The following is a 16287-nucleotide window of genomic DNA, read 5'->3' on the forward strand; positions in this document are numbered from 1 at the left end:
TAGAAGGATCTGCCTTTAGTAAAAGTGGAGTCAGAGCCTCTATGATAGCATTCCCAGTCAGAGACTGGGAACGAGATAAACAGCTTACAATCAATTAACTAACTTATGAATATTATCTTCCCAATTAGCACCATCAAACGGCACAATCTCAAAATTACCGATTACATCTCCATCTAAACAGCGCACATTCACATCAATACAATCAGGATGACTGCGGGGAATATAAAAAGAATGAATTCCACAAATACTGCAAAATTTATGTTGTGCAACTCCCGTATTAAATGTGTAAGTTTTCAACACATCTTCACCTTGCAACAAAATAAACTTTTCTCGCGGTACAATTAAATGTAAAAATCCCTTCTTACTACAAATAGAACAATTACAATCATCAACTTTATGGTTATCAACCATGACTTTAAACCGTACCGCACCACAGTGACACCCACCTTCATAAGTAGCAATTTCATTAATATTTTTTGTCATCTTAATTACCTTATATATTTCATATTTAGCCCCCAACCCTACGAGGGAAGGGGGTTAAGTTTTTCAGCGTGATTCAAGTTTAGTAAGTCGCGTTGTTAATTGATTAACTTGTTGCTTCAATTCAACCACCAAAGTTGATAGTCTATCAAACATTTTATCACGTTCTGATTGTGATACTGTGCGTCTAGCGCCTGTGGACTGTGACGGAGTCGATGTGATTTTGGGAGATGAAAATTGGCGGTTTTGGTTGAGTAATAACTCAATCTGGTTTAACCTCAAATCTAGACGACGCATATCAGACTCCAAATTATTAACCCGGAAATCTACTTGCTGAGATGAAGCAGTTTTTGAGAAGAAACTACTACCAATAATCATCACTACAACGATAGAGAATAATAATCTTCTAATCAACATTTATTTATCAGGTTGTAATTTAGAAAAAAGCTCCTGTAAATCAACAGAATTAGCTGTATTTTCTCCCTCTTTTACTTCAAAGGTGAGATTACGAGCTTTGGTTTTTTGTATTGATTGAATACAAAGTTCGGCAATATCCTCGCGGCTGATTTTCCCACGAATATTATCACCTTGCTCAAATATAAACTCCTTACCTCCAGCATCTTCAGTTAATGCACAAGGTCGAATAATTGTGTAAGGAATTCCACTTGTTCTTAAACTATCTTCACCTTTCAACTTCCAAGTTAAAATTCCTCCCAATTGGTCATTTAATCTGACCGCTGGTGGTTCTTCATCTAAATTAATTCCTGGTCTTCCGGGACGAGTTACCCCAGCAGAACTAATCAAAACAAATTGGGGTAAACTTTCACTACCATAAGCTTTAATTGATTCTAGATGTAGCGCAAAACTACCAGGGGTAAACTTAGGATTTAAAGCCCCATCATATTCAAACTTGCTCAACATCAATTGAAATGAGCAAACTTTGCTAGAATCAATTTTGGGAGAATCCTTCACAATTTTGGCTCGAAATACAGGAACTAAATTTGCAAATGGAATAGTAATATCTATCCAAGTATTAGCGACCGTATCGAAAGAATAGCTGTAACCAACACCATCCCAAGTTGATTCTGTCCGCAAAAAGATTTTATAACGCTGTCCGTCACCTTTGACTCGCAATTTAACACCTTCATAACCAGATAAATCAAAGGGTGGGGAAAAGTTTTTAGTTCTGACAGAAGCAAATCCCCCAGAGTTAGCGGTGGAAACATTACCAGCAAATAAAGCTGTATTTTCTAATATTTGAAAACTACTTGCACTCACACCACCCATGACAACATCATCAAGCGCACCCCAGATATTTTTTAATTCCTCTGTTGGTTGAGTAAAATCAAATATCAGTTTTTCACCTGCGGTGGGTAGATATTTTTTTGCTGCTTCGACTAAGTTTTTAACACCACGATATTCCACATTTTCTGGTGTGTCACCAACAATTTCTGGTAAGTAAAACTTAATACCTTGATAGTATTTGGCTCTATCTGCTGTATCTCCCTCCACTGGTTGTACTCGCACTGAAGTACAACAAATTACAGCTTCCACATTACCCATAACCAAGCTATTCAGAGTTTCAGGTATAGTAATATCCCCATCTACTAAGTCAACATCGTTACCTAAAACTAGTCTTGCCTTTTCAATATCTCGCACTAGACAGCGGAATTTATACCCCTGTTCACGCAATCGTCTGACTACTCGTTTACCAACACCACCAGTCGCACCCGCTACCAGAATTACACCCATATTTCTTCCCCCATTTGGTTTATCTTGATTATCTTGGGAACGACCTTGAATTAACTGCTGTACCCAGTTGAGAACAGGAAATACCTCAAAGTAGGTCAAGGTTTTGATAAACCTACATAAATCCCATTGAGAACGATTTTGGTCAGTCACAATTGCATTATCACCATTTTATTTTATAATAGCTAATAAAATCTTACCAAGTAAATAAACAGATGAGTAAAATCGAAAAAGCTCAAGCTGAGTATGAAAAATTTACTGAAGAATTTGAAAGTATCATCATTAGTACTGTTAACGAACAGGGAATCCCTAACGCAAGTTATACTCCTTTCGTCATAGATGATACTAAAAATATCTACATCTACGTTAGTGGTCTTTCTACTCACACCAAAAATATTTATGATCATCCTCATGTGAGTATTTTATTTATTGAGGATGAAGGTAAAACTAAACAAATATTTGCCCGTCGTCGCTTAACCTTTGATTGTAACGCAACTTTACTAGAGAGAGAAACTGAGCAATGGAATCAAATAGTTGAACAATTTCAAGAGCGTTTTGGAGAAATTATTGAAATGTTACGCAGCTTACCCGATTTTCGGATTTTCCAACTAACTCCAACTGAAGGAAGATTTGTAATTGGCTTTGGAGCCGCTTACCATATCAGTGGTGATAATCTTAATCAACTGACGTTGATAACAGAATAATTCATAATTCATAATTCATAATTTATATGCTTCAGTTTCAACCTCCTGGTTTTGGACAAAAAGTCATCAATACATCTTTGGGAGCAATGGTTTACTATACCCAAACCAGCGCACCTTGGGAGATTGTTGACAGTCAAAAATTACCTCCGCTATTGTTTTTACATAACTTTGGTGGTGGTGCATCTGCTTACGAATGGTCTAAAGTTTACCCTGCATTTGCTTCTGAATATCGGATTTTAGCCCCAGATTTAATTGGTTGGGGAGAATCTGCTCATCCTGTGCGAGATTACCAAATTCAAGATTACCTAACTACTATTACTGAGTTTATCACCCAAACTTGTCATGAACCAGTAACAGTAATAGCTTCTTCTTTAACTGCTGCTTTGACTATTCGTCTTGCTATTAATCAGCCTGAGTTATTCAAAGAACTGGTTTTAGTCTGTCCCTCTGGGTTTGATGACTTTGGCCAGGGTGCTGGACGTAGATTACCACTTTCAGTTATCAATATGCCTTTTTTGGATAATTTAATTTATGCTTTAGGTGCAGAAAATGAAATTGCAGTCAGAAATTTTTTAGAAAGTTTTCTCTTTACAAACCCAGAAAAACTTACTCAAGAAATAGTAGAGGCTTATTTAACTTCTGCACAACAACCAAATGCCAAATTTGCTGCTTTAGCATTTTTGCGTGGTGATCTTTATTTTGATTTGAGTTTATATATTCAGCAACTCAAAATTCCTACTGTGATGTTTTGGGGTGAAGAAGCACAATTTACTAATCTCACATTGGGACGACGTTTGGCTAGTTTAAATAAAAGTGCAATTCGAGGTTTTCAAGCTATAGCTCACACAGGAATTTTACCACATCTCGAAACACCAGAAGTCGTAATTGGTCTATTACAAAAATATCTTTAGATATAGCGTTTCCTAATCACATCAATTGTTTGCTATGGGCGTATTGCAATACGCCCTCATACAGCAGATTGCAGGTAAATGAGGTACACTAATATCAGTGGATCAACGGTGCAAATGAAAGCTTACTCAATTGACTTGCGAGAAAAAATAGTAAAGACTTAAGTAAGTCGGCGGGGAAATTTATAACTATGTAACGGAATTTTAACAATCATTTGGATATAAGATTTGCGATTCACTCCACCAATAACTAAGCCATAAACAAAGCTGATTAAAGGTTGAAGAAGCCCAATTATGCTTAATCTGCGTCCACGACGCTTTGGTTGTTCACGACTAGCATTAGCTAAAGTTATCCGATGATGTAAAGCCAGGCATTCGGCACTAGATTTACAATATGATTGAGTTAATCAAATTAAACAGATAAATGAATTATTTAAATAACAGAATTTTCTCTGATTTTTTTCAAAATGAGAATTGCTGACTTTCACCATTTTTGTCGCCCCCTCAAGAATTTACCGCTGTGACAGTTGGGGTGCGGAATGTGGGTTTTCAAACATCCTCTTAGGGTATTTTTGCTGCTTGTGGGTGTTCAACATCATGATCAAGTACAATATATTCCACATTTCGCACTTTTGGGTTAGTATATCCACTCAAACCAACTAACAACAAACCCAGGGAAGAAATCACATACAAAAGTGCCATTCCTGCACCTTTACCAGTGCCAAATAAACCACTAAATAAAGCTGTCAGACTACCTCCTGGCATCATAGCGGGTTCAAAAATACGGTCAGCAAGCAAAGCAGAAATGAAGACAGCGATCGCCGAAACAATCTGTTGAATACTAGATTCAGTAGCAAAAACTCTTCCTTGGACATCTGGTCTAACTTTACTCAACAAAATAGCTGTACTGGAACTTGTCAACATAGGAAAATTGAGAGAAGAACAAAATTGTGCGGGTAGCCAAATCATTAATCCTTGTGCAAAACCAAATACTGTTTTACTAATTCCAGCCCCAATCATTCCTAACAAAAAGCCATTTATCCGCCCTTTAGAACCACCCCAAATACTCAAAATAATAGTTCCTGTTACGCCACCCAAACCAGCCGCCGAAGAGATACTTCCTAACACTGTAGCGTTGTTATTTGTCCGTGCCAAAATCATGGCAGAAGACAAGGTTGCACCGATATCATGAAAGAACCAAAATAAAGAACCAGTTGCGATCATAGCTAAAAGACTCGGACGTGCTATGAGATAGCGAAAGCCAAAGATTATTTCTTGCCAAAAATTGATAGCATTATGAGATTTATTGTTGATGTTTAGTTGGGGAATATGGACTGTAAAAATGGTAGCGATCGCTATTGTAAAACTAAGAAGATCAATAACTAAAATTCCACTCAAGTGAATCATATAATAGAGTACACCTGCCAATCCTGGAGCAATAATGATTGAACCGTAATGAATAGCAGAATTCATACTAGTAGCGCGGGTGTATTGCTGTTTGGGAACTAGCATAGAAATTGATGCTGAATATGCCAGAGATTGAATTTCCCCAAAAGCCCCATTCACAGCACTAGTTAAATAAAGATGCCAAGTTTCCAATTGATTATTTAAGTAAAAATAACAGATAAATACAGTAGATATAGCTGCTACTGCATCACCAATAATCATTAATATTTTTCGATTTACACGGTCTACAATTAATCCTGAAACTAATGTAATCAAAATACTAGGAATCAAAGTAAACAAACTGAGTAAAGCCAAAGTAGTTACCTGACTTGTTAGTTCCCAAGCCCAGAGTTTAATAGCAAACTGGGTCATTGAACTACCAATACTTGATATAAATTGACCAAACCAGATGATAAAAAAAGTACGCATTCTGGATTAATTATGTTCTAATAATTTAGGAGTGAGGAGTTAGGAGAAAGAAGGAAGAAGGAAGAAGAATATTTTTCTCTTATGTTCCCTGCTATATTAAACATTCTGTATCCTGAATCCTTACATTATGTTATCTATGTTTGATCAGTAAGATATTTCGATAAATCATCAATTATGGCATTAGCTGATAAAATATTACCAAATATCCAGTAACTAGAATCAACACTATAAACTTGTTGATTTTTCACTACGTTTAGTGTTTGCCAAAGCTGACTATTTTGATATTTTTCAAATAATTCTTTAGCCCCCGGATCTACAGCTACAAATAAAACATCTGCATCAAGTAAATCTATTCTTTCTAAACTGAGTATGACTAAATTATCATCAGGAGACTTGATTAATTGACGTTGATGAACTGGCATAGAAATTCCTAACTCTGCCAAAATACTGCCAGGAAAAGAATATTGAGAACGAAATTCAGGTAATTGTACTTGTCCATGAAAGCGACTCACAGAAACTTTGATTTTCTCAACTTTATCACCCAATAAAGACCGGATATTTGTTAATTTTTCCTGATATTGAGTTAATAATTTTTTGGCAACATCACTTTTGTTTAAAATATCTCCCATCTGTTGTAAAGAATCTTTCCAACCACTTTGAGAATATTTCACCTGTACTGTAGGGGCAATTTGTGAAAATAATTTATAGGTCTGTGGATTAATACCATATAACCCAATAATTAAATCAGGTTTTAATCTAACAATGGCTTCAATGTTTAATTGATTTTCCTTACCTATATAATTTATCCCTGCTATTTTATTACCCAAGAAATTAGCTTTATTAGCTACAAAAGTAGGTTCTGGTGCAGCTATTGGTTTAATTCCTAATGCTAAGACCACCTCTAAAACTAATTGTTCAGTTACTATTATCCGTTGTGGCTGAATTGGAACACAACTTTCACCTAATTCATGTTTAACTAACCGACATTCTGCCGCTAATGCTGATGGCTTTGGTTTTATTTCTCCAGTATTTTGATAAAAACCACTATAGCAAGCAGTAACTATCAATAAAGAGATAGCAGTTAAAATACATAGCCTTAGATAAGCAAAATGTCGTTTTTTCATTGAAGATAATTTTGAAATATTAACTAAGCATTAACAGAGGTGAGTAAATTTTCTACGTAATATTGGGGAATAGTTTCTACTTCTCCACCACTGCAATTATTCAGATATAATGTTTTATTTTCATTTACCAAAACATCAGCTTGCACAATGTCAACACTGCCATCTTGTTTCATAAAACTTAATTCAATCCGATTGAATTTATCATCATCACTTTGATTAATTATTTGATAAGCAACTTTATAATTAAACCATTGCCAACCATACATCAAAATCATTTCTCTTTCTAAAACCTGTGCTGCTTCTGATAATATTCCCCACCCCCGATAAACACGCTTGATAAAATCAAGATTACCTGTGCGTGTCAAAATAGCAGTAAATGATTCAGCATCTAATCTGGCATAGTATCTAGCATCAGGAAAATCTATCGCAGTAGGGGCAAAACGATGACCACCAAAGTGGGTAGTTTGCCAAATTCTAACATGATTTAGACCTAAATTATTAACAATAGTTTTTGCTTGGCAATAGAAAGGATTACCAAATTTAGCACAGCATTTATCCCGGCTACCATGAGTACAGATAAAAATATTTCTTGTGGTAGATTCTAGGCTATAAACTTCTAAATTTTTATCAAGTAAACATTTTCTAACAGCAGGTGCTACCTCATTAATATCAGATACAGCAAATTCATACTGACTATAACCTTGAGTAAAACCTGTGGGTTTATGAAAAATGAAAACTCGCGTTATATCCGGTTGTTTAAGTTCTTCATTATAAAATAATAAGAACTCTACAGTTGTTTTGGATTCGCCAAATTCCTTAACTAGATTTCTTAAATTATCGGGAATTGGCTTAGAATTAAATGCCTGTTGAGTCCAAGGTGTCGGACATTCAATCATTACAAAAAAATCAAAATTTTCAGCATTAGCAATTGGATCTTCTCCAACATAACGAGATTCTAGCGCACAAAAGGAATTGAGCATAATGAAATAATGGGGTAAGGGTCTATAAAAATTTACAGTGTAATCCTAATTTTCAGAATTAGCATCTGTGATTTTCAACCATCTTATTTTCATCATCAAGACAATTTAGTTATTTGTGAACTAATATGTGAAGTTTGAGAGGCGGGAAAAACCCACCCCTTGGGGTTAACTATTTAACCCTATTCACAGTGCAAATCACAAATCAAAAGAAACAGTTCCCAACACTGTTAATGGTGCAGCCGGAACAATAAAGAAACCTTGAGACTCGTAATACTTAGTATCTAGCAGGTTTTTAAAATTGATAGCAGCACGCCAATTATCCCGCTTATAGAAAATACTAGCATCCGTTCTGAGATAGGAAGGAATTTTCAAATTATTTGGTAAACTCGCTTCCCTTTCTCCAGCGTAAACAAGTCCAAGTCCTAAACCGAAACCCTGCAAGTTACCTTTTTGCAATTCATAAGTAGTCCATAAACTTGCACTGTTATAAGGTACACCAACCAGCCTATTATTAAGTAATGATGAATCATTATCTTGGCTGATATTCGCATCTGTGTAAGCATAAGTACCAATGATTTTCCAACCGGGGAGAATTTCACCAACTATATCTAATTCCACACCTCGACTTTTTTGTTCACCTGTTTGAATTTGGAAATTTTCATCAGTAGGATCTGTCGTTAAAACGTTTTTCTTGGTGATATCAAAATAAGCTAAAGTCGCTGATAGACGTTTATTCAAAAACTCCTGTTTAATTCCTACTTCAAATTGCTCTGCGGTTTCTGGTTTAAAAGCTTGATCATTCTGACTTCTGCCAAATATTTGCGGATTAAAAGAATTTGTCCAACTAGCATAAATAGATGTAGAATCTGTAGGTTGATAAACTAAACCTACTCTTGGTGAGAACTTAGAATCTGAAGTTTCATTATAGAGTGTACCAGTTTCTACATCTCGATAAAAAGAATCAACATTATCAAAACGACCACCTGCAAGTAATTTAATTTGTGGTGTTAATTCTACTAAATTTTGCAAATATAGAGCAATATTATTACCTCCATACTCACTATTATCTCTGTTCAGATTCGTAGGTGCTAGTGCGCCATAAACTGGGTTGAAAATATCTAAATCACCAATATTGGCACTAGAAAAGTCGTTAGCTGATTTATACTTAGATAATTCTAATCCCACAAGAACATTATGGCTAACTGAACCAGTTTTTAATTTACCACTAATTTCATTTTGAAATGTCAAATTATTCTGTTCTTCATCAACATTGCGATATCTCCGCGCTACTGAACTTCCATCATCTCGAATAAACCTTGGTTGTACTCCTCTAGTATTGCCACTAACATTAATAACATTAAATCCTTGACGGAATTTCCAATTATTGTTGTCCCCAAATTCACTTTCTAATGTGTAGGTAAAATTATTAGATTTTAATTCACCACGATTAAGATTAGGTTCACCTAAAAAGCGGTTGATGGGCAGATCAAAAACTACTTTATTATCGGAAGGAAAACCCCGATCAAAAGTGTAATCATATTTTTGGTATTCATAACCAAAGGTAAGATTTGTCCTTTCTCCCGCTTTGACGGTAATCATTGGGGCAATAAAGGTACTTTGATTATCTACGAAATCACGGAAACTTTTAGCATTTTCATAAGCTGCATTGAGGCGGTAAAGTGCGGCGCGATTTTCTAATAAAGGCCCAGAAAGATCAATCGCTCCTCGGTAAAAGTTGTTACTACCAATAGTGCCGTTAAGTTGATAAAAAGGATCTGCAAGGGGCTTTTTAGTAATAGTATTAACTACACCACCGGGACTGGTGGCACTACCATATAAAACTGATGCTGGACCTTTAAGAAATTCTACCCGCTCAATATTAGCGACATCACGAGGACTTAAAAAACCAGAATCTTTTACGCCATCACGCAAGGTTTCAAAACCTGTAGAAAAACCGCGAATAAAATAGCCTTGAGATGCAAGTCCGCCATAGGTTGCTTGAGGACGTACACCACTAACGTTATCTGCTAATTCGTTGAGTCTAACTACTTGTCGGTCTTGAATTACTTCTTTGGATATAACTTGTACAGATGCAGGAATATCACGCAATGGTGCATCAATTTTAGCGGCGGTTGTAGCTTCGGGGATGAAGTAACCACTATTTTTATCACCTGTAACTATTAGTTCTATTGGTTTTTCTGAAGCAGTTGGTTCTTCTGGTTGAGTTTGATTTTCTGACTGGGTGTTTGGTGTGTGTTGGGTTTCTGGTTGCGTGGTTGGTGTTTCTGCTTGGGGAGTAGATGCAGTTGCAGCAACACCAAAAATTAAACCTTCCTCACTATCAAATAAGTCTACAGTGGGTGTATTTTCTGTTCCCGTAACAGTAACTCTGATGGTATTGCTATTAAAGTTAGAAACTGTGATGTCGCTAACTCCAGCAATGGGTTGTTTTTGGCTAACTGTATCACCATTGGGTAGGCTAAGTTGGGCGGTGGGAATGTCAACAATGAATGTATTACCGTCTTTTTTTGGTGATACTTGTAATTTGTCAGCTTCTGGAGTCGCTAAAATTATTTCTAAACCATTATTAGTGTTATTAAATTTAACTTCACTAATTTTGATTAATGTTTGACTTTGTTGTGGTGGAGTTATCGCAGATGCGACAGGTGCAAGTTCAAAAATTAAGCCTTCATCACCATCAAATAATTCGGCTTTTGGTACACCTTTTTCACCTGTAACTGTTAGTTGGACGGTGTTAGGGTTAGTTTGAGTGAGGCTAACATTGGTGATACCTGCAACTGGATTTTTTTGGTTAAAACTGTTTTGTTTACCCAGTGATAGGACTGTGTTAGGTATTTCTACTATAAAATTACTGCCTTGACTTTTATTGACTGGCTTGAGTGCTTCTATGTTAGGAGTTTCTAAAATTACTTCAATACCTTTGTCAGTGGTATTAACTTTAATTCCTGTAATTTTTGGAACTGATGTATTGCCTTTTTGTGCTAATAAGGACGCTGCACTGGTTGAGTATTGTTCTTTATCCTCAATGCCAGGTAATTCTTGTATTTGTTGTTCTGCGTAAGCTGGTTGTACTAAGCTGCTGATAACAGCTAATGCTAATCCTACTGAACGTATCTCATTAATTAACTCAGATTTCATTCCCGTTACTCCTGACCCTACACCTGTAAACAGAGTTTTCCCTAAGTTTTATACTGGTGTGCTTCCACATCCAGCAAAACTTTCACGCTCAAATCTATGACGCAATAATTTCTTGATAGTGTTTTATCTTTTATTTAGAAGATTTCTCACTAAATAGCTGCAAGTTATTTGCAGTTATGGCTATCACTATTAAGAACTATTATCATAAAGATTTTGATAAAGCAAGTATTTTTTTAAACCGATTCTAGCTGTCCTGACGGACGGGGAGGCAATAGGACAGATGAGACTTTTGGGGTAAAACCCTTATTTGAAAAGGCTTTTACATAATTATAGAGACGAAAAGACTGTTAGTTTTAGTCATGGCTCTGTGATATTAGAGTTTGCGTTCTATCTAAATCAGCAATTTAGGAGGCTGTAAAAAACTTATGCTTAAGGAAGATAATGATAAAATTTATTGATGAATTATTGATTGTAATTTTCAACTAATTGCTATAAGGTAAAATTTACAATTGAAAATAAATAGCAATAAAGATTAGCAACCTGCAAGTAACAGACTAAATAGACGCGAATGAGACGCTGCTAATAACTGTAAGCTAACAGGTCAGTATTAGAGATATCGCTCTTTGTTAAGGTTTTTCAACTGGCTTCAATTCAATTTTCTTGTGTGCGTCAAGGTTATGAAAGGACAATGACTCAATCTATCAATGATTTTTCTACCGTTGTAGAATTACTGCGTTACAGGTGTTTAGAACAACTGAATACTGAGGCTTTTACTTTTTTGCCTGATGGAGAAGCACAAGCAAAGTCTTTGACATACCAGGAGTTAGACTGTCAAAGTAGGACAATTGCTTCTCAGTTGCAAGTATTAAATTTGACTGGGCAACGGGCGTTATTGCTGTATCCACCGGGCTTAGATTATTTAGCAGCGTTTTTTGGGTGTTTATATGCAGGTGTAGTAGCTGTTCCCGCTTATCCACCGCGCAACCATCGCAACACACCCAGAATCTTGTCAATTCTCAAAGATGCCCAAGCGGCAATTGTTTTAACCACGACCAAGATTTTACAGCAGATACAATCTTTATTAGTCGCCAAAGCAGACACTAATCTGCGTTGGTTAACGACAGATGACATACAAGCTGATATCGCTGTTGACTGGCGCGAACCGCCTATAAATTCAGATACTCTGGCATTTCTGCAATATACTTCTGGTTCTACGGGTACACCTAAAGGGGTGATGTTGACTCATGGTAATTTAATCCATAATGCAACCATGACTCATACTTGCATGGAACATTCTCAACAAAGCAAGTTTGTAACTTGGCTGCCGATTTATCATGATATGGGATTAATTGGTGGGGTATTGCAACCTTTGTACGGTGGTTTTCCTTGTATTATGATGTCGCCAGCATCCTTTTTGCAAAATCCTTATCGTTGGTTAGCAGCAATTTCTCACTATCAGGGAACTACTAGCGGTGCGCCAAATTTTGCCTATGATTTATGTGTGCAGAAAATCACTCCTGAACAACGGGCTACCTTGGATTTGAGTAGTTGGGATGTCGCTTTCAATGGTGCAGAACCTATCCGTCAGCAAACCTTAGAACTGTTTAGTCAGACCTTTGCAGATTGTGGTTTTCGTCCCGAAGCTTTTTATCCTTGCTATGGTATGGCGGAAGCAACTTTAATGGTTTCAGGAACTGTGAAATCAGCTTTACCCGCCAATTTACCGGTTGAGAAAACAGCATTAGAACAACACAAAATTATTACTAAAAATTCACGTAAAAATGCTGTTAATTTAGTAGGTTATAACCTATCAATACCAGGACAGAAAATAGTCATTGTTGAGCCTGAAAATTGCACTCTTTGTCATGAAAATGAAGTAGGGGAAATTTGGGTATCTAGTCCCAGTGTTGGACAAGGTTATTGGCAACGTCCAGAGGAAACTAAGGAAACTTTTCAAGCTCAACTTAAAGATAGCAATGAAGGTGATTTTTTAAGAACTGGTGATTTAGGTTTTCTCCATAATGGGCAACTATTCATTACTGGTAGAAGCAAAGATATAATCATTATTCGCGGGCGTAATCTCTACCCCCAAGATATTGAATTAACAACAGAAAATAGCCATTTGGCATTACGTCGCAGTGGTGGGGCAGCTTTTGCTATAGATGTGGAAAATGAAGAGAAATTAGTTATAGTTCAAGAATTAGAATTTCGGGCTAAACCAGATTTTGCCGAAGTTATTGCGGCAATTCGTCAAGCTGTTTCCCAACAATTTGAAATTCAAGTTTATGCAGTCGTTTTAATTAAAGGTGGGACTATTCCTAAAACTTCCAGTGGTAAAATTCAACGTCGTGCTACCAAAGCAGAATTTTTAGCTAGTAATCTCCAAGTTGTTCATAGTAGTATTTTAAATATTGAACATTTGGGAGAAGTTAAAGCCGAAAATATTGAATCTTATTTACAACAAATAGTAGCTCAGGTATTATCAATCTCCTTAAATGAAATTAACTTACAACAACCTTTAAGCAACTTGGGTATTGATTCCTTACAAGCATTTGATCTAAAAAATCGGATTCAGAAAGATTTAGGAGTAACACTTTCGGCGGTGGATTTATTTGAAACTAGTATTGTACAAATTGGTAAACAAATCTTGTCAACAAATCAAACTAATATTCAAACCATCCAACCTGTTTCTAGAAATAGTGAATTACCTTTGTGTTTAGCCCAAGAGCGTTTATGGTTTCTTGATCAATTAGAACCAGGTAATCCATTTTATAATGTAGCGATCGCTATTAGATTAAATGGTAAACTGGATGGAGTAATTTTAGAAACCAGTTTGAATGAAATTATTAAACGTCATGAAAGTTTAAGGACAACATTTGTTGCTGTAGGTGGGAAACCAGTTCAGTTTATTCATGAGAGTTTAGAAGTAAAATTTTCATGTCTTGATTTGACAACTCAGGAAAATTGTGATGGTGATATTCAAAGTTTGATTTTACAAGAAACTCAAAAGCCTTTTCATCTAGCTGAACTTCCTTTATTAAGGGGAAAGTTACTAACTCTAAAACCTGATGAAAATTTGCTGATAATTACCATACATCATATCATTGCTGATGGTTGGTCAATTGGGGTACTTGTCCAAGAATTAGCAACGGTTTATACAGCATTTACTGTTAATAAACCTGCGCTTTTGCCAGAGTTAAGTATTCAATATGCAGATTATGCTTATTGGCAAAGAAATTATTACCAATCTGATATTAATGACAAGCAGCTAAATTATTGGAAACAACAACTTAGTAATAGTGCAGCATTACTCAATCTTTCCACGGATAAACCTAGACCAGCAATACAAACTTTTATAGGTAAAAAGGAATTTTTTACCATTCCAGCAGAAATAAAAGCAGAGGTCAAAAAATTAAATCAACAGGAGGGCGTAACTTTATTTATGACTCTTTTGGCAGTGTTTAAAACCTTGCTATACTGCTATACTGAACAAGAAGATATTTTAGTTGGTTCGCCTGTTGTGGGCAGAAATTGGCGAGAAACTGAAAACTTAATTGGCTTTTTTATTAATACTTTAGTTTTTCGCAGTGATTTTAGTAGCAACCCCAGTTTTCGAGAATTACTTAAACAAATACGTGCTGTTGCTTTAGATGCTTATACTCATCAGGATTTGCCTTTTGAGAAGTTGGTAGAGGAGTTAAAACCAGAACGAAACTTGAGTTATAATCCCTTGTTTCAAGTGATGTTTATTTTGCAAAATGCACCGATACCAACGGTTGACAATTCAGAATTAACTTGGCAACCAGAAGAGGTAGATATTGGCACTTCTAAGTTTGATTTAAAGCTAAGTCTTTGGGAAAGTGATAAGGGAATAAATGGATCTTTTGAGTACAAAACAGATTTGTTTGCAGCTACAACTATTAAACGCATGGTTAGCCATTATAAGTTGATATTGCAGACTGTGATAGAAAATCCTGATATTCAGGTTCATAAGTTAATTAATATTGTTCAGCAACAACAGTCTAATCAAAAGCAGGAATTACAAAATATTAGTCAACAAAAGTTGAAGTCAATCAAACGCGCTGCTGTTTCTGGGTTTAATAAAGATTGAAATGCGTTGGTTGTGATGAAATTTTCACGACTGAAGCAATGTAGAGATAATTCATGAATTATCCCTACTACTAAGAAATAAAAAGTTTTTAGGAGTGTGAATAATGCCTGATATTAAATATGCTAATTTTGCAGTAAAGCCTAGTCTCAAAAGTTTTGGTGAAATCAGAAGACAAGCTGTTACTCAGTTGGTACAAGTAGCACCTTTAAAAGTTGATGAAACTTTGCCATTATTAATTCAAGCTAATATTGCAGGTGTTAATCTTGTCAGTTGGGTAGCGAGTAATTTAGAATTGGTGAAGAGTTATTTGTATCAGCATGGTGGGATTTTATTTCGTAATTTTCAAGTTGCTGATGTTGAGGAGTTTGAAGGATTAATTAGAACTGTATCTGGAAATTTAATAGAATACCGCGATCGCTCTTCCCCTCGTAGTGCAGTTCATGGTAAAATCTACACATCTACAGATCATCCTGCTGATCAAAGTATTTTTCTCCATAGTGAGAATTCCTATGCAGCAACCTATCCTCTCAAAATCTTCTTTTACTGTGTGACACCAGCGCAGGAGGGAGGAGAAACACCAATAGCAGATACAAGGAATTTATATCAAAGCATACCAGCAGAAATTAGAGAGACTTTTGCCCAAAAGCAAATAATGTATGTGCGGAATTTTGGTGAGGGTTTTGGCTTACCTTGGGAAACTGTATTTCAAACTCATAACCGTGAAGAAGTCGAGGCTTTTTGTGATGATCAAGGGATAGAATTTGAGTGGAAAATAGGGAATAAATTAAGAACTCGGCAAATACGTCCAGCCATTTCTAAACATCCTTCCACTGGTGATTTTGTTTGGTTTAATCATGCTGTATTTTTCCATATTTCAACTTTAGAAAAGGGGATTAGAACAGCGTTATTATCTGAGTTTTCAGAAGCAGAATTACCCCATAATACCTACTATGGTGATGGTTCACCAATTCCAGCAGATGTATTAGATAAACTGCGGGATATTTATCAGCAAAATACAATAGTTTTCCCTTGGCAACAAAATGATATTTTGATGTTAGATAATATGCTGACTGCACATGGTAGAAACCCTTTTGTTGGTAAGAGGAAGGTTGTAGTAGGAATGTCTGAACCTTGGAGAAGTTAATTTTAATAAAAGTTCTTATCACAATTTGGTAATACCAATTTTATATAATAAAT

Annotated in this window: 11 protein-coding genes and 1 pseudogene; 4 read left to right on the forward strand and 8 right to left on the reverse strand. The window is 35.8% G+C overall.

Going from position 1 to position 16287, the window contains the following annotated elements:
• Window positions 1-90: 90 nt before the first annotated feature.
• The 3 genes from A9Y75_RS08795 to A9Y75_RS08805 all read right to left on the reverse strand — a co-directional run bounded on the left by A9Y75_RS08795 (window position 91) and on the right by A9Y75_RS08805 (window position 2382).
• Entirely contained in the window at window positions 91-483 is a 393-nt protein-coding gene (locus tag A9Y75_RS08795) for a GFA family protein (RefSeq protein ID WP_071189185.1), read from the reverse strand.
• 63 nt (window positions 484-546) lie between these two features.
• Entirely contained in the window at window positions 547-894 is a 348-nt protein-coding gene (locus A9Y75_RS08800; protein WP_177176160.1) for a hypothetical protein, read from the reverse strand.
• Between the two features lie 3 nt (window positions 895-897).
• Window positions 898-2382: a CIA30 family protein gene (locus A9Y75_RS08805; protein WP_071189187.1), complete on the reverse strand. Its 1485-nt coding sequence runs from the start codon at window positions 2380-2382 to the stop codon at window positions 898-900.
• Between the two features lie 62 nt (window positions 2383-2444).
• Between A9Y75_RS08805 and A9Y75_RS08810 the strand changes: the two genes are divergently transcribed.
• Window positions 2445-2933, forward strand: coding sequence for a pyridoxamine 5'-phosphate oxidase family protein (locus tag A9Y75_RS08810; protein WP_071189188.1), 489 nt, complete (start codon window positions 2445-2447; stop codon window positions 2931-2933).
• A 26-nt stretch (window positions 2934-2959) separates the two neighbouring features.
• Window positions 2960-3844, forward strand: a complete 885-nt coding sequence (locus A9Y75_RS08815) for an alpha/beta hydrolase (RefSeq protein ID WP_071189189.1) — start codon at window positions 2960-2962, stop codon at window positions 3842-3844.
• Window positions 3845-4050: 206 nt separating this feature from the next.
• Here A9Y75_RS08815 and A9Y75_RS29500 read toward each other — a convergent pair.
• From A9Y75_RS29500 to A9Y75_RS08835, 5 genes and pseudogenes are all read right to left on the reverse strand, one after another.
• A pseudogene (locus tag A9Y75_RS29500) lies at window positions 4051-4170 on the reverse strand (IS630 family transposase); the annotation flags it as partial.
• 232 nt (window positions 4171-4402) lie between these two features.
• Window positions 4403-5716, reverse strand: a complete 1314-nt coding sequence (locus tag A9Y75_RS08820) for an MFS transporter (protein ID WP_071189190.1) — start codon at window positions 5714-5716, stop codon at window positions 4403-4405.
• A gap of 134 nt (window positions 5717-5850) precedes the next feature.
• Complete coding sequence (locus tag A9Y75_RS08825; protein WP_071189191.1) at window positions 5851-6840, reverse strand: iron-siderophore ABC transporter substrate-binding protein; 990 nt, start codon at window positions 6838-6840, stop codon at window positions 5851-5853.
• A 23-nt stretch (window positions 6841-6863) separates the two neighbouring features.
• A complete protein-coding gene (locus A9Y75_RS08830; RefSeq protein WP_071189192.1) occupies window positions 6864-7820 on the reverse strand; it encodes a sucrase ferredoxin in 957 nt (318 codons plus the stop codon).
• Window positions 7821-8015: 195 nt separating this feature from the next.
• On the reverse strand, window positions 8016-10979 hold the full coding sequence (locus A9Y75_RS08835) for a TonB-dependent siderophore receptor (RefSeq protein WP_083389529.1): 2964 nt from the start codon (window positions 10977-10979) through the stop codon (window positions 8016-8018).
• A gap of 688 nt (window positions 10980-11667) precedes the next feature.
• Here A9Y75_RS08835 and A9Y75_RS08840 point away from each other — a divergent pair.
• Both A9Y75_RS08840 and A9Y75_RS08845 read left to right on the forward strand, forming a co-directional pair.
• On the forward strand, window positions 11668-15090 hold the full coding sequence (locus A9Y75_RS08840; protein WP_071189193.1) for a condensation domain-containing protein: 3423 nt from the start codon (window positions 11668-11670) through the stop codon (window positions 15088-15090).
• A 103-nt stretch (window positions 15091-15193) separates the two neighbouring features.
• Complete coding sequence (locus A9Y75_RS08845) at window positions 15194-16234, forward strand: TauD/TfdA family dioxygenase (protein WP_071189194.1); 1041 nt, start codon at window positions 15194-15196, stop codon at window positions 16232-16234.
• The last annotated feature ends 53 nt before the right edge of the window (window positions 16235-16287 follow it).

It is taken from the genome of Trichormus sp. NMC-1, from assembly GCF_001858025.1.
GTDB lineage: Bacteria > Cyanobacteriota > Cyanobacteriia > Cyanobacteriales > Nostocaceae > Anabaena.